The following is a 15438-nucleotide window of genomic DNA, read 5'->3' as shown; positions in this document are numbered from 1 at the left end:
CGCCCGCATGGTTGTTGCGCAAATCGGCGGCGATTGCCGCCGTCCGGAATGTTTCCCAGCGCGTCAACGCAAATTGGCAGCCGGGGCTCGAGCGTCTGTGATCCCGGGCTTACCTCGCAGGTAATCGAAGCGATGACCGGAATCTGCTGATGTCCGCCGTAACGTCATTTCGGGCAGGACAGGACATGCACCAGATCGTTTCGACGCGAGCGGACACGTCCCGCCGCTGGTGGGTGCTGGCGATCGTGGTGTCGGCGCAATTCATGTTCGGGGTCGATGCCTTCATCGTCAACGTCGCGATCCCGACGATCGCGGCGGAGCTGCACGCGACGCCGGCGCAGATCGAGGCCGTGATCGCGATCTACCTGATCGCCTATGCCACGCTGGTGGTCACCGGCGGCCGGCTTGGCGACATCCATGGCACCAGGAACGTGTTCATCGCCGGCGTCGCCGGATTCTCGGTGACCTCGCTGTGGTGCGGTCTCGCGCAGTCCGGCCCCGAGCTCATCGTCGCGCGGCTCGCGCAGGGCGCAACCGCGGCGCTGATGGTGCCACAGGTGCTGGCGACGCTGCATCTGTTGTTCTCAGACGCCGCCCGCGCGCGGGCGTTCGGCATCTACGGCATCGTGCTGGGACTTGCGGGCGCCGCCGGCTTCATGCTCGGCGGCGTGCTGGTGACGCTCGACCTCGCCGGGCTCGGCTGGCGCGCGGTGTTCTTCGTCAACGTGCCGTGCGGCGTCGTCATCATCGCGGCGGCGCTGAAGATCATGCCGACGGTGCCGCGCCGCGCCGGCACGCGGCTCGATATCCCGGGCGCGATCGTGCTGTTCGCGGGCCTGCTGTGCCTGATCGGTCCGCTGCTGTTCGGCCATGATCTCAACTGGACGGCATGGGTGTGGCTGGTGATGGTCGTGGGCATCGCTGTGATCGCGACCTTCGTGCGGCTCGAGCGGTCCGTCGCGCGCCGCGGCGGCATGCCGCTGATCGATCTCTCGCTGCTGTCGGATCGCGCCTTCATGCGCGGGCTGGTCGCAGTGTTTTTCTTCTTCTTCGCCAACCTGTCCTTCTACCTCATCATGACCATGTTCATGCAGAAGGGCTTGCAGATTCCCCCGCTTCAGGCCGGGCTGGTGTTCGTGCCGCTGGCGCTGACCTTCGTGGTTGCCTCGCGTCACAGCGGCGTGCGCGCAAGGCATCGCAGCACGCTGGTGCTGATCGAGGGCTGTGCGCTGCAGATCGTCGGTCTCGCCGTGCTCGTCGCGACAATTGAGGTGGTCGCGGCACCGTCGGCACTGCTGCTCGCGCTGGCGCTGATGATCTTCGGCTACGGCCAGGGGCTTGTCATGGCGCCATTGTCGAGCGCGGTGCTCGCGAGCGTGCAGCCCGCGAGCGCCGGTGCCGGCTCCGGCATGTACGGCACGACGACGCAGATCGGCAACGCGGCCGGCGTTGCCGGGATCGGCGCAGTCTTCTTCGCAATCGAGAGCACGATGTCAGCACGTCTGGCGCTGTTTGCGGCATGCGCATTGTTTGTGCTGTCGATCGCCATTTCAGCCGCATTTCTGTCATGGATGCGCCGCGCCACGGCGTGAATCCGACTGCACGCGGCGCGCATTCCTGAAAAGTTGGTGCTCAAACAAGGTGCTACGGCAACTATTTCGGCCAGCCCGCGGCGCGATCACGCATTAACGCCGATTCTCACAATTCCGCAGGGAAAGACAGCACACGGCCTTTTCATTTTGCAGTGCAGCAATTATCTGATCGGGTGACACAGAAGACCAAATCACCTCAGGAGTTGCTGTTGTCCCTGATCAACAACGTCGAATTTCTGCGTCATCTGCCGAAGATGAACGCGTTCAGCGGCCTTGGCGCACTCGCGCCGGCCGTGCCGACGCCGCTCGTCGAGACGACCGAATTCGGCGTCAACCCCGGCGATCTGAAAATGTTCTCGTTCGTGCCCGCGCAGCTGGCGCGGTCGCCCGCGCTCGTCGTGGTGCTGCATGGCTGCGGCCAGACTGCAGCGTCCTACGATCACGGTGCCGGCTGGTCGGCGCTTGCGGCGCATTACGGCTTCGCACTGCTGATGCCGGAGCAGCAGTCTTCCAACAACGGCAACACCTGCTTCAACTGGTTCAACCCGCAAGACATCGCGCGCGGGCAGGGCGAGGCCGCGTCGATCAGGCAGATGATCGCGCATCTGGTCGGCACGCATGAGATCGACCCGCGTCGCATCTATGTGACGGGACTGTCCGCCGGCGGCGCGATGGCCTCGGTCATGCTCGCGACCTATCCGGACGTGTTCGCGGCCGGCGCCATCATCGCCGGCCTGCCGTACGGCGTCGCCACCGATCTGCGCGAAGCGCTGCACGCGATGATGCATGGCAGCGCGCTGTCCGCGCCCGAGCTCGGCGGTCTCGTGCGCAACGCGTCCACGCATGGCGGCGCCTGGCCGAAGATTTCGGTGTGGCACGGCAGCGCCGACCGCACCGTGCATCCGGGCAACGCCGATGCGATCGTCCGGCAGTGGCTCGACGTGCACGGCCTGCCGCTTGCCGCGATGTCGACGGCGGATGTCGACGGCCATCCGCGCGAGGTGTGGTGGAACGCCGACGGCGAAACGCTGGTCGAGTCCTACACCATCGCCGACATGGCGCATGGCACGCCGCTCGGGCTTGCCGACAATGACGAGCGCTATGGCGTGGAGGGCGCGTTCCTGATCGAGGCCGGGATCTCCTCCTCCTATCACATCGCGAGCTTCTTCGGCCTGACCGACAAGGTCCGTCAGCCGCATATTGCGCCGACCGGAATTCCGCGTGAGCGCGCCGACACGGTCTCGATGACGGTACCGGTGCCCGCGGCCGAGCCGGAGGTGGCGTCCGGCCGCAAGAGCGATCGGCAGCGCAAGCGACGGAGCAAGGGTGTCGATGTCGGCGGTGTCATCACGCGGGCGCTCACCGCTGCGGGGCTGATGAAGTAGCTACATCTCGCCGGTCAGAAACGGATTCGTCATCCGCTCCTGGCCGATGCTCGATCCGGCGCCATGGCCGCAGATGAAGCCGACATCGTCGCCGAGCGGCAGCAGCTTGTCCTTGATCGACTGGATCAGCGTCGGATGGCTGCCGCCGGGCAAATCGGTGCGTCCGACCGAGCCGGCGAACAGCACGTCGCCGACATGGGCGAAGCGCAGCTCCTTGTTGAAGAACACCACGCTGCCCGGTGAGTGGCCGGGGCAGTGCAGGATGTCGAAGGTGAGATCGCCGATCGAGACCTGATCGCCCTCATCGAGCCAGCGGTCTGGCCCGAAATTGCGTACCCCGGTCATGCCGAAGCGCGCGCCGCTCGAGACGACATTGTCGAGCAGATATTTGTCGGCGATGTGCGGGCCCTCGATCTTGACCTGCAGCGCGTCGCGCAGTTCGGCGGCGCCGCCGACATGGTCGATATGACCGTGGGTGAGCCAGATCTTCTCGACCGTCACGCCGGTCTGCTTGATCGCAGCCTGGATCTTCGGCACGTCGCCGCCGGGGTCGATCACCACGGCCTTCTTGGTGGGCTCGTGCCAGATGATGGTGCAGTTCTGCTCGAACAGCGTCACCGGTACGATGATCGCGCCGGCCTTCGGTTTGGTGTCGGTTGTCTCGTTCATGGGGGCACCATAGGCTTCCGGGAAACGTCGTCAACACGCGCTGGAAATGCGGCTGCCCCGGCGTGTGATCCCAAAACGGACCGTGATAAGGTCACCTCCAGCAGAAGAAGTTCGTGAGCGGGCCGGTACGCGGCTGCTCTCGATCATGATTCAAGTCATCGCAGTCCGGAACTTCATGACCCAGGCTTCCAAATCACCGCTCGGCGGACCCCGGACCACCGCGCGAGCCTTCTTCGTCGCAGACCGCATCAACACGTCCGGTCTCGAGCGCGGCGACGTGCTGGCCACGACGCCGCTGGCGTTTCGTGTCAATGAAAACGGCGTGGCGATCCTGTTCCGCTACGGCGTCGTCGTGCTGATCGGCCTCAATGCGCTGGAGGAGGATGAATTCCTGCGCAGCCTGCAGTCGCGCATGACCGGCCTGTTCACGCGGCGCGAGGAGGAGATCGCAATCATCGAGCTCGCCGCCGAGAAGGAGGATCAGATTCCGCCGGGCGGCCCGATCTATCTGCAGGGCCTCTCGCCGGAGCGGCTGATCCTGGTCGGCGAGGCGTTGGCGAAAAGCGTGGTGCTGGCGCGGCACGAGCGCGAGGTCCGGGCAGTCTTCGACACGACCGAGCCGCTTGCGCGTGAGCTCGCCAAGGGCGGCCGCGTCCATCGCGGCCGCGTTGCGATCCTCAAGCACATCGGCAACGCGCTGCTGGTGCGGCATCGCGTAGCCGGACCGGTCGAGGTATCGGAGAAGCCGGACATCCTCTGGGACAAGCCGCAGCTCGAGCGCCTCTACGCCAGGCTCGAGGACGAGTATGAATTGAAGGAGCGTGCGGAGTCGCTGAACCGCAAGCTCGCAGTCGTCGCCGAAACCGCGCAGGTGCTGACCGACATCATCGACACCAGCCGCTCGCTGCGGCTGGAGCTGATCATCGTCTTCCTGATCCTGTTCGAGGTGCTGATCACCATCTATCAGCTGGCGATGGCCCGGCATTGAACGGGCTACAGCGGCCGAATCCGGCCATCTTTCCGTCCCGAATTGTGCGTCATCCCTGAACCGATCGGCCACTCCGGGCGCGGAGCGGCCTAGGCCGGGCTGCGAGCTTGGGGGGACGGGATGGATCAGGACAACAGGGACTGGTGGCGACGCGGCATTTTCTATCAGGTCTATCCCCGCTCGTTCGCGGATAGCGACGGTGACGGCGTCGGCGATCTCAAGGGGATCATCACGCGGCTGCCCTATCTGACGCGGCTTGGCGTCGACGCGGTCTGGCTGTCGCCGATCTTCCCGTCGCCGATGGCCGATTTCGGCTACGATATCTCCGATTACACCGGCATCGACCCGCTGTTCGGGACGATGGAGGATTTCGACGCGCTGGTCGCGGCCGCGCACGATTCCGGCCTCAAGCTGATCCTCGATCTGGTGCCGAACCACACATCCGACCAGCATCAATGGTTCATCGAGGCGAAGAGCTCGCACGATAACCCTAAGCGCGACTGGTACATCTGGCGCGATCCGGCGCCGGACGGCGGCCCGCCCAACAACTGGCTGTCGGAGTTCGGCGGCAGCGCCTGGGCGTATGACGAGGCCTCAGGCCAATACTATTATCACGCCTTCCTCGCGCAGCAGCCCGATCTCAACTGGCGCAATCGCGAGGTCAGGGACGCGATCTACGACGTGATGCGCTTCTGGCTGCGCAAGGGTGTCGACGGTTTTCGCGTCGACGTGATCTGGCACCTGATCAAGGATGCCGACTTCCGCGATAACCCGACAAACCCGCACTATCGCGAGGGCCGGCCGCCGCACGAAAAGCTGCTGACGCAATATTCGACCGATCAGCTCGAGGTGCACACCGTCATCACCGAGATGCGCAGCGTCACCGAGGAATTCGACAACCGCGTGCTGATCGGCGAGATTTATCTGCCGCTGCATCGGCTGGTCGCCTACTACGGTAACGATCTACGCGGCGCGCAGATGCCTTTCAATTTTGCGCTGCTGTCGACCTTGTGGAGCGCGCGAGCGGTCGAGATGATCATCGCCGACTACGAAAAGGCGCTGCCGCCGGGGGCGTGGCCGAACTGGGTGCTCGGCAACCACGATCGGCCGCGGGTGGCGAGCCGGGTGGGGCCGGCGCAGGCGCCGGTCGCGGCGATGCTGCTGCTGACGCTGCGCGGCACGCCTACGCTCTATTACGGCGACGAGATCGGCATGCGCCAGGTTGCGATTGCGCCGGATCAGGTGCGCGACCCCTTCGAGAAGAACGTGCCGGATATGGGCGTCGGCCGTGACGGCTGCCGCACTCCGATGCAATGGAGCGCCGAGCGCCATGCCGGCTTCTCGACGGCTCCGCCGTGGCTGCCGCTGGCGCAGGATTTTGCCAGCGACAATGTCGCAAGTCTCGAAGCCGAGAGGACGTCGATCCTCAATCTCTACAAGGCGCTGATCGCGCTGCGGCGAAGGCTGCCGCAGCTCGTCCATGGCAGCTATGAGCCGGTGGCGGCGCACGGTGATGTGCTGCTCTACCGGCGGCGCAGCACTGAGGGCGTGGCCGTGATCGCGCTGAACTTCGGCGCGGCCGCCGCGTCGGTCTCCTCGAGCGCGATCGGCTTCAGCAATGAGGTCCTGCTGTCGACCTTGATGGACCGGCAGGGCGAGAAGGTCGAAGGCGTGCTCGATCTGCGCGCCAATGAGGGCGTGATCCTTGGGCCGCATCAGGACGATTGACGCCGGGTGCGGGGCTCCATGGTATCGATGTCGCTGCGCTTGAGCAGATAGTCGAGCCCACCGACCCGATACCAGCGATAGCCGTAGGCCTCGATCAGAAGCTTGTGGCGACCGGCCTCGTCGGCGCGGCTGTGGTCCTCGGTCAGGAGATTGACGAGGAGTTTGCCGGCGTCGTCGGGCAGCCCGACGTTGAACGATATCTCGAGCGGCTTTTCCGCGAAGTTGTGCACGAACAGCACCGAGTTGTTACGCCAGTCGTACCGGATGATCAGGATGGCGGGGTTTCGGCTTGCGATAACCTTGAAATCTCCCCAGCCGACCTCGGGGACTTCCTTGCGCATGCGGACGATGCGCTCGGTCCAGTTCAGCATCGAATTGGGGTCGCGCCGTTGCTTGGCCGCGTTGACGTGCTCATAGCCATACGGTCCATTGTCGATGACGGGCACACATGGCCGATCGCTCTCGGTGAAGCCGGCGTGTGGCTCGGTCGACCATTGCATCGGTGTGCGCGCGCAACCGCGTTCGGGCAGGTCGAGATTGTCGCCCATGCCGAGCTCATCGCCGTAGCGGATCACGGGCGTGCCGGGAAGCGTGCACATCACGCTGTAAGCGAGCTCGATGCGCCGGCGGTCGCCGCCCACATGGGCGCAAGCCGTCGCCGGATGCCCCGGTCGTAGAGCTGCATGCTCTTGTCGGCACCGAATGCCTCGAACACCGTCTCGCGCTGCGGCTTCGACAGGCGGCCGAGGTCGAGTTCATCATGATTGCGCAGGAACAAGCCCCATTGTGCGGTCGCGGGCCGTGGCTTGGTCGCCGTCAGTGCCTTCGCCAACGGCTTCGTATCCGCCGACGCCAGCGCGTAGAACAGATGCTGATTGACATGGAAGTTGAACATCATGTGCATCCGGTCGCCGTCACGCCCGAAATATTCCATGTCCGTCTCGGGCAATACGTTGGCTTCAGCGAGGATGATCGCGTTGCCCTGGCGCCATTGCAGGAATTCCCGAAACGATCGCAGCATGTCGTACTGCTCGACCGGCTTGCGCCTGGAGGCGACCCTTGGTCGCGATCACGAAGGGCACGGCGTCCATGCGGAAGCCCGAGACGTCGAGCTGAATCCAGAACCCCATGATCTTGAGGATCTCGGCCTGCACATGCGGGTTCGATGTGTTGAGGTCCGGCTGGAAATCGTAGAAGCGATGAAAGTACCAGGCGCCGGCTTGCTTGTCGCGCGTCCAGGTCGATTTCTGAACGCCGGGAAACACCATGCCGGCGTTGGCATTGGCGGGCTTCCTGTCCGACCAGACATACCAATCGCGGTACGGCGAGTCCTTCGAGCTGCGCGCCGATCGAAACCAGTCGTGCTGATCCGAGGTGTGATTGACGACGAGGTCGATGATGACGCGGATGCCGCGCTGCTGGCAGCCATGGGTAAATTCAACGAAATCGCCCAGCGTGCCGTAGCGCGGATCGACGTCGTAATAATCCGAGATGTCGTAGCCGTCGTCCCTGTTGGGCGAAGGCTGAAACGGCATCAGCCAGATCGCGGTGATGCCGAGCCCGTGCAAATAGTCCAGGCGCCGGAGCAGACCGCTGAAATCACCGATGCCATCGCCGTTGGCATCCATGTAGGTGCCAACCGACAGGCAGTAGATCACTCCGTTCTTGTACCAGAGGTCGTCGATCACCAGGCAATCCTCACCAGTCCACCCGTGGCGGCGGCCGGGAGGATAAGCGGTGAGGCGGCGACGGGTTCCTGTGGAGCGCCGTCCCACAACGGAGACGGACGACGCTCCGTGCCGGCCTGACGCTGCCGCGTTGTATCGGTTGGAGCATGATCTCCGCGGAAAGCCGGCTTCCACTTTTCCGGATCATGCTCTCGTGGAATCGGCTAATCTTCGCGCAATGGACTCATCCGCCCGCCAGATCGCGCTTGTGCCCGCGCCCGACCGACGCCAGTCGGAGACCGCGCTTGCGATTGCGCGCGGCACGGCGAGGCTTCTGAGATCGCTGGGATTTTCCTGCATCAGCGAATTGCCGCTGCCGTCCGGCCGAAGAGCCGATCTGGTCGCGCTGAACGAGCGCGGCGAGATCTGGATCGTTGAGATCAAGTCGTCGGTCGAGGATCTGCGCACCGACCAGAAATGGCAGGACTACCGGATGCATTGCGACCGGCTGTTCTTCGCCTTCACGCAGGATCTGCCGTGCGAGATCTTTCCCGTCGACACCGGTTTGATCATCGCCGACGCCTATGGCGCGCATCTGTATTGCGAGGCGCCGGAGCACCGCCTGCCGGCGGCAACCCGCAAGGCGATGACGGTGCGCTTTGCCATGGCCGCGGCGCAGCGCATCAATCGGCTGGTCGATCCGCAGGGGCACGCCGAGTTTTAGCGAAGAACATTGCTGTTGCCCCGTCATCCCGCGCAAAGGCCTCGCCTTTGTCGCTGGAGGCGCGAGCGGAGCGAGCCTCGAAGGATGGTTCGGCCGGGCTGGTGGCCGTCGACCCTTCGAGACGCGCGCAAGGGCGCGCTCCTCAGGGTGACGGACAGCTTGTTGGATTCCGTAGGATGGGTAGAGCGAAGCGAAACCCATCAGCTTCGGGACACCGGGAGAGAGGATGGGTATCGCTTCGCTCCACCCATCCTACGAAGCTGCCCACCCTACAAAAGCAAATGGCCGGGACGAGCCCGGCCATCGCGAAAACAAATGAAGCGATCGCTTAGCGCGGTGCGCGCTTGGCGAGGATGCGCTGCAAGGTGCGGCGGTGCATGTTGAGGCGGCGCGCGGTCTCCGAGACGTTGCGGTTGCACATCTCGTAGATGCGCTGGATGTGCTCCCAGCGCACACGGTCCGCCGACATCGGATTGGCCGGCAGCTCGGACTTCTCGGTGCCGGTCGCGAGCAGCGCGGCGACGACGTCATCGGCGTCGGCGGGCTTCGAGAGATAATCGACGGCGCCCATCTTCACCGCGGTGACGGCGGTGGCGATGTTGCCGTAGCCGGTCAGCACGATCGCGCGCGCCTCGGGGCGCTTGCGCTTCAACGCCGAAACGACGTCGAGGCCGTTGCCGTCGCCGAGGCGGAGATCGACGACCGCGAAAGCGGGCGCGGCGCGGCCGATCTCGGCGAGACCATCAGATACCGTGTCGCATGACTTCACCGCGAAACCCCGCGTCTCCATCGCGCGCGACAGGCGTTCCAGGAACGGCTTGTCGTCCTCGACGATGAGGAGCGAGCGGTCGGCATGGTCATTCAGTTCAGTGATGGCGTTCACGATCCATTTTTCCCTGTGGCAGACCCCTATTATATGGGGTCCTACTGCGGCGCTGCCAAGGCAGCCGAAAGTCGCGTGCTTGTCTGGAAAGAGCAATGCATCCGTAATGCCAGGGTCGCGATTAAGAATCGTTCTTAGGATTCGGTTTCGTCGCCCGGCGCGGCTTCCTCGAAGCGCTCGCGCGGCCAGACGATCTGCACCACGGCGCCGTGATCGGGAAAGGTGCGATTGGTAAACGACACCTTGGCGCCGGCGCGTTCCAGCAACGTCCGTGCGATGAAAACGCCCAGACCCAGGCCCCCACGTGGGTTTTGGGCCTCATCCGCACCTCGGCGACGCGACAGATACGGCTCGCCGATCCGCTTCAGCATGTCGGGCGCGATGCCCGGACCGTCGTCGGAGACGACGACTTCAACGGTCTCGGCGTTCCACCACGCGTTCACCTCGACGGTCTGGTGCGCGAAATCGACCGCATTTTCGAGAATGTTTCCGACGCCATAGAGGATCGCCGGATTGCGCGCGGCGACCGGTTCAGGCGTTGCTGCGACAGCAAGCCGCACCTTGATGTTGATGCCGAAATCGCGATGCGGCGCCACCGCCTCCTCGATCAAGGTCGACAGCTTCATGGTGTCGAACGGCGCACCGCTCGATGACAATTGCGCGATCTTGCTCAGGATGTCGCGGCAGCGCTGCGCCTGCTCACGCAGGGTCTTGAGGTCGCCGGCGATCGCCGCGTCATGCACCGTCTTCTCGAGCTCGCGCGAGATCAGGAAGATCGTCGACAGCGGCGTGCCGAGCTCATGCGCGGCGGCGGCGGCGAGGCCGTCGAGCTGAGTCAGGTGCTGTTCGCGTGTCAGTACCAGTTCAGTCGCGGCCAGCGCATCGGAGAGCTGGCGCGCTTCCTCGGTCACCTGGAATGCGTACAGACTGGTGACACCGATCGCGAGCAGGATCGAAAGCCAGACGCCGATCAGATAGATCGGCGGCAGTACCAAGGGATCGTCGGCATCCCAGGGCAGCGGCAGATGATAGAAGAACAGCGCCGAGGCGCAGGCGACCGCAAGGCAGCCGAGCGCTATCGTCAGCCGGATCGGCAGCACGGTGGCCGAGATCAGGACCGGCGCCAGGAACAGGAACGAGAACGGGTTCTGCAATCCGCCGGTGAAGTACAGGAGGCCGCCGAGCTCGACGATGTTGAACGCGAGCAGGGCCGCGGCATAGGCCGGCTCCAGCCGCTGCATCGGGTTGAAGGCGATCTGCAGCGCCAGATTGAGCAGCGCCGAGAACGTCACGATGGTGACGCAGGGGACGATCGGAACGTCGAATTCCAGTCCCTGCGCCACGATGAAGATGGCGACGAGCTGGCCGAGCGCGGCGAGCCAGCGCAGCCGCAGGATCGTATCCAGGCGGACGTAGCGGCGGGGTTGGCGGAAATCGGAGGCGACGTCGGTCATGCCGGGACCTTAGCTGTGCCGTGGGCGGCGCACAAATTCGCGACTTAGCGCAACGATGCAGGGCGAGCCTTTAATTACCGCCAAGCCTTTAATTACCGCCGAGCCTTGCGCTTATTGTCGCAATGGCTCAATGACGGCCATATGCAACAGGTCGGGACAGGTCAGAGGCAAGCTCCGGCGGCTGAACAAGGCGAGTCGGCCGCGATCGACGTTGCGCATCTGGTCAAGGTCTACAAGACCACCCGCGCGGTCGACGACATCTCGTTCCGCATCGCGCGCGGCAGCATTACCGGCCTGCTCGGCGGCAACGGCGCCGGCAAGACCACGACGATCGCGATGATCATGGGCCTGGTGCTGCCGACCTCGGGCAGCGTCGAGGTGCTGGGTGCACGAATCCCCGAGCAGCGCTACGACGTGCTCGGCCGGATGAATTTCGAAAGCCCCTATGTCGACATGCCGATGCGGCTCACGGTGCGGCAGAACCTGACCATTTTCGGGCGCCTTTATGCCGTGCAGCGTTTGCGTGAGCGGATCGACCAGCTCGCCGACGATCTCGATCTCAAGGAATTCCTCGACCGCTCCAACGGCAAGCTCTCCGCCGGGCAGAAGACCCGCGTCGCGCTGGCGAAGGCGCTGATCAACGAACCCGATCTCTTGCTGCTCGACGAGCCGACCGCCTCACTCGACCCGGATACCGCCGACTGGGTGCGGCAGCATCTCGAGACCTATCGCAAGACCCATAACGCGACCATCCTGCTGGCGTCACACAACATGCTGGAGGTCGAGCGCCTCTGCGACCGCGTCATCATCATGAAGCGCGGCAAGATCGAGGACGACGACAGCCCCGAGCGGATCATGGCGCGCTACAACCGCGACACGCTGGAAGAGGTGTTTCTCGACGTGGCGCGCGGCCGCCTGCGCGAGGGCGCGCCAGAGGGCACACCATGAGTGAACTCGTCAGCCAGCACCAGCACACCATTTCACTGCAACGCATCAACGCGATGGTGCTGCGCTATTGGTACCTCTTGATGTCGTCGTGGCCGCGGCTCCTGGAGCTGGTCTACTGGCCGGCATTGCAGATCATCACCTGGGGCTTCCTGCAGAATTACATCTCGCAGGCATCCGGCTTCTTCGCCAAGGCGGGCGGCACGCTGATCGGCGCCGTGATCCTGTGGGACATCCTGTTCCGCGGGCAGCTCGGCTTCTCGATCTCGTTCCTGGAGGAGATGTGGGCGCGCAACCTCGGCAACCTGATGATGAGCCCGCTGAAGCCGATCGAATTCCTCCTCTCGCTGATGATCATGAGCCTGATCCGGCTCGCCATCGGCGTGATCCCGATGACGCTGCTGGCGCTGTTCTTCTTCGGCTTCAACTTCTACGCCATCGGGCTGCCGCTGATCGCGTTCTTCTGCAATCTGATCTTCACGAGTTGGTCGGTCGGCGTGTTCGCCTCCGGCCTCGTGCTGCGCAACGGGTTAGGGTCGGAAAGCATCGTCTGGACGCTGATGTTCGCGGTGATGCCGCTCGCCTGCATCTACTATCCGGTCGAGGTGCTGCCGGCCTGGCTGCAAGCTGTCGCCTGGACGCTGCCGCCGACCTATGTGTTCGAAGGCATGCGCTCGCTGTTGATCGATCACGTCTTCCGCGCCGACCTGATGGCGTGGGCGCTGGTCATCAACGCGGTCCTGTTCGCTGCCTCTTTTGCGATCTTCCTTGCCCTTTTGCAGAGCGCCAAGCGCAACGGGTCGCTGCTCGGCGGTGGTGAATAAATGTCACTTTCTCGTGGATTCTCGGCCTTTTAGCCCGATATCGCCCCCAGATTCGGCTCGCGGCGCATTGACGCATTGTTACGCATTGGTCAGTATGCTGCGGCGCAAAACAGGGGTCTGAAACTACTATGCCCATCGGTGAATTTGGCGGTGCCCCGCCACTAGCGGCGGAAGGCAGCCCGGCACTCACGACGCCGTTGTACTGGATGTACGAGATGGCGCATGCGTCGCTCAACCCGGTGCGCGCGGTGACCGACGCCACCAAGATCCTGTTTCAGAACCCGCTCAATCCGTGGACCCACACCGAGTTCGGCAAGTCGATCGCCGCCGGCTGTGAGTTGTTCGAGCGCACCACGCGCCGCTACGGCAAGCCCGAATGGAACCTGCCGACGACCGAGGTCAACGGCATCCGCACCCCAGTCGAGGTCCGTTCGATCTGGGAAAAGCCGTTCTGCCGCCTGCTGCATTTCGATCGCAAGCTGACGCGCCCGCTGCGTTCGCCGCAGCCGCGCGTGCTGATCGTGGCGCCGATGTCGGGCCACTACGCGACGCTGCTGCGCGGCACAGTCGAGGCGTTCCTGCCGACGCATGAGGTTTACATCACCGATTGGGCCGACGCGCGCATGGTGCCGCTCGCGGCCGGCCGGTTCGATCTCGAGGACTATGTCGACTACCTGATCGAGATGTTGCACGCGCTCGGCGGCAACATGCACGTCATCGCGGTGTGCCAGCCTTCGGTGCCTGTCGTGGCAGCTGTTTCGGTGATGGAAGCCAACAACGATCCGTTCGTGCCGCTGTCGATGACGCTGATGGGCGGCCCGATCGACACCAGGCGCAATCCGACCGCGGTCAACAACCTCGCGGAAGAGCGCGGCATCGAGTGGTTCCGCAACAATGTCATCACCAAGGTGCCGTTCCCGCATCCGGGCGTGATGCGTGACGTCTATCCGGGCTTCCTGCAGCTCAACGGCTTCATCAGCATGAACCTCGACCGGCACATGGACGCGCACAAGGCGCTGTTCGCCAATCTGGTCAAGGGTGACGGCGATCTCGTCGACAAGCACCGCGAATTCTATGACGAGTATCTCGCGGTGATGGACCTCACCGCCGAATATTACCTGCAGACCGTCGACCTTGTCTTCGTCAAGCACGCGCTGCCGAAGGGCGAGATGACCCATCGCGGCAAGCCGGTCGACCCGTCGAAGATTCGCCGCGTCGCGCTGATGACGGTCGAAGGCGAGAAGGACGACATCTCAGGTCTTGGCCAAACCGAGGCGACGCACGCACTCTGCACCGCGATCCCGAACCATCGCCGCGTGCATTACGTGCAGAAGGGCGTCGGGCACTATGGCGTGTTCAACGGCTCGCGTTTCCGGTCCGAAATCGTGCCGCGGATCTCCGATTTCATGGTTTCGGCGGCCAATACGCGGCTTTCGCTGGTCGCCGCCGCCGAATAGGTATCGCCCCGGCCGCGATTTTCGCGGTCGCGCAAGTCGCTGATTTAACTAAAAGAATCTCAAATCAGACCAGGCTCAAAGGGTGAATATAATTTCATTCTTTCGGCCTTTTTCGTAACCTTGATTCATCGGAAAAATTCCGGTTCCAGCCCCTGCCTGTAGAGGTCAATTAACGTCCAGCCCCTGTATATTGGGCAAATGATTTGTTTTTGCGCCGAGCGCTTTCCCTGGCGGCGGATATGGCAAAGTTCGGGCGAACTCCTGCTCCCCGGACTCTCAGAAATGGCTACTCGCGCGCTCCTCTATCGGCGGCCTGCCGAACCCGCGACCGTATTGGTCAGACACGGCTCCCAGTTTTTCACCATCAGGTTGCGCCGGCACAGGCGCGCGCGCCGCTACACACTCAGGATACATCCGACCGATCGCGAGGCGATCCTGACGATGCCGCCGCGCGGCACGATTCCCGAAGCCAAGGAGTTTGCCAATCTCCATGGCGGCTGGATCGCTGCCCGTCTCGGCCGTTTGCCGAAGGCGGCGCCGTTCCAGCCCGGCACCGTGGTGCCGTTGCGCGGTGTGCCGCATCGCCTCGTGCACCGCTCGGGCGAGCGCGGCACGGTGTGGACCGAGGCGCGCGACAGCGGCGAGAGGATCATTTGTGTTGCCGGCGGCGTCGAGCACATGGATCGTCGCGTGCACGACTTCCTCAAGCGCGAGGCGCGCAAGGACCTGCAGAAGGCGGCGCAGCTTCACGCCGCGGAACTCGGTGTGCGGGTACGCCGGATCTCGATCCGCGATCAGTCAAGCCGCTGGGGCTCGTGTACCTCGGCGGGTTCGCTGTCGTTCTCATGGAGGCTAATCCTGGCGCCGCCCTTCGTGCTCGATTACCTCGCCGCGCATGAGGTCGCCCATCTCGTCGAGATGAACCACTCGGCGCGGTTCTGGCGGGTGGTCGACAAGGTCTGCGCGTCGGTGACGCGCGCCAAGAACTGGCTCGACACCTACGGCAACGACCTGCACCGCTACGGAATTCAGGAGTAGGGCGCGCTGTTCGCCCCGACCGTTGCTGTCATCGCCCGCGAAAGCGAGGGCTTTGCGAAAGTCGAGCAATCGACAGGGGCGGGC

The 15438-nt window shown here is 64.1% G+C and carries 12 protein-coding genes and 1 pseudogene; 9 read left to right on the top strand and 4 right to left on the bottom strand.

Features of this window, described 5'->3' with window-relative positions; translation table 11 throughout:
- The first annotated feature begins 185 nt into the window (after positions 1 to 185).
- Both ACVW1B_RS33920 and ACVW1B_RS33915 read left to right on the top strand, forming a co-directional pair.
- Positions 186 to 1592, top strand: coding sequence for an MFS transporter (locus ACVW1B_RS33920; RefSeq protein ID WP_253605960.1), 1407 nt, complete (start codon positions 186 to 188; stop codon positions 1590 to 1592).
- Positions 1593 to 1801: 209 nt separating this feature from the next.
- A complete protein-coding gene (locus ACVW1B_RS33915; RefSeq protein ID WP_253605962.1) occupies positions 1802 to 2977 on the top strand; it encodes an extracellular catalytic domain type 1 short-chain-length polyhydroxyalkanoate depolymerase in 1176 nt (391 codons plus the stop codon).
- Here ACVW1B_RS33915 and ACVW1B_RS33910 read toward each other — a convergent pair whose 3' ends face one another.
- On the bottom strand, positions 2978 to 3646 hold the full coding sequence (locus ACVW1B_RS33910) for an MBL fold metallo-hydrolase (RefSeq protein WP_057015387.1): 669 nt from the start codon (positions 3644 to 3646) through the stop codon (positions 2978 to 2980).
- A gap of 175 nt (positions 3647 to 3821) precedes the next feature.
- Here ACVW1B_RS33910 and ACVW1B_RS33905 point away from each other — a divergent pair, with 175 nt between their 5' ends.
- Positions 3822 to 4634, top strand: coding sequence for an RMD1 family protein (locus ACVW1B_RS33905; protein ID WP_057015413.1), 813 nt, complete (start codon positions 3822 to 3824; stop codon positions 4632 to 4634).
- Between the two features lie 120 nt (positions 4635 to 4754).
- Complete coding sequence (locus ACVW1B_RS33900) at positions 4755 to 6362, top strand: alpha-amylase family glycosyl hydrolase (RefSeq protein ID WP_253605963.1); 1608 nt, start codon at positions 4755 to 4757, stop codon at positions 6360 to 6362.
- On the opposite strand, the pseudogene ACVW1B_RS33895 reads toward ACVW1B_RS33900, so the two are convergent.
- Positions 6350 to 8050, bottom strand: a pseudogene (locus ACVW1B_RS33895) (alpha-amylase family protein). The gene ACVW1B_RS33900 and the pseudogene ACVW1B_RS33895 overlap by 13 nt on opposite strands.
- Before the next feature lie 217 nt (positions 8051 to 8267).
- Between ACVW1B_RS33895 and ACVW1B_RS33890 the strand changes: the two are divergent.
- Positions 8268 to 8753, top strand: a complete 486-nt coding sequence (locus tag ACVW1B_RS33890) for an MmcB family DNA repair protein (protein WP_253605965.1) — start codon at positions 8268 to 8270, stop codon at positions 8751 to 8753.
- Between the two features lie 328 nt (positions 8754 to 9081).
- On the opposite strand, the gene ACVW1B_RS33885 is transcribed toward ACVW1B_RS33890, so the two are convergent.
- Positions 9082 to 9636, bottom strand: a complete 555-nt coding sequence (locus ACVW1B_RS33885) for an ActR/PrrA/RegA family redox response regulator transcription factor (RefSeq protein WP_016845514.1) — start codon at positions 9634 to 9636, stop codon at positions 9082 to 9084.
- A gap of 134 nt (positions 9637 to 9770) precedes the next feature.
- Positions 9771 to 11090, bottom strand: a complete 1320-nt coding sequence (locus ACVW1B_RS33880; protein WP_253605971.1) for an ActS/PrrB/RegB family redox-sensitive histidine kinase — start codon at positions 11088 to 11090, stop codon at positions 9771 to 9773.
- A 141-nt stretch (positions 11091 to 11231) separates the two neighbouring features.
- Between ACVW1B_RS33880 and ACVW1B_RS33875 the strand changes: the two genes are divergently transcribed.
- The 4 genes from ACVW1B_RS33875 to ACVW1B_RS33860 all read left to right on the top strand — a co-directional run bounded on the left by ACVW1B_RS33875 (position 11232) and on the right by ACVW1B_RS33860 (position 15354).
- Positions 11232 to 12038 carry an ABC transporter ATP-binding protein gene (locus tag ACVW1B_RS33875; protein ID WP_253605972.1) on the top strand — a complete coding sequence of 269 codons (807 nt, stop codon included), beginning with the start codon at positions 11232 to 11234 and terminating at the stop codon, positions 12036 to 12038.
- Entirely contained in the window at positions 12035 to 12859 is an 825-nt protein-coding gene (locus tag ACVW1B_RS33870) for an ABC transporter permease (protein WP_253605973.1), read from the top strand. Before ACVW1B_RS33875 ends, ACVW1B_RS33870 begins: the two co-directional genes overlap by 4 nt.
- Before the next feature lie 128 nt (positions 12860 to 12987).
- Positions 12988 to 14316: a polyhydroxyalkanoate depolymerase gene (locus ACVW1B_RS33865; RefSeq protein ID WP_028341465.1), complete on the top strand. Its 1329-nt coding sequence runs from the start codon at positions 12988 to 12990 to the stop codon at positions 14314 to 14316.
- A 198-nt stretch (positions 14317 to 14514) separates the two neighbouring features.
- Positions 14515 to 15354, top strand: coding sequence for a M48 family metallopeptidase (locus ACVW1B_RS33860; protein ID WP_253605974.1), 840 nt, complete (start codon positions 14515 to 14517; stop codon positions 15352 to 15354).
- Positions 15355 to 15438 lie beyond the last annotated feature (84 nt).

It is taken from the genome of Bradyrhizobium sp. USDA 4502 (assembly GCF_054063355.1).
The sequence above is the reverse complement of the archived record's forward strand: the minus strand, read 5'-3'. Positions and strand labels throughout refer to the sequence as shown.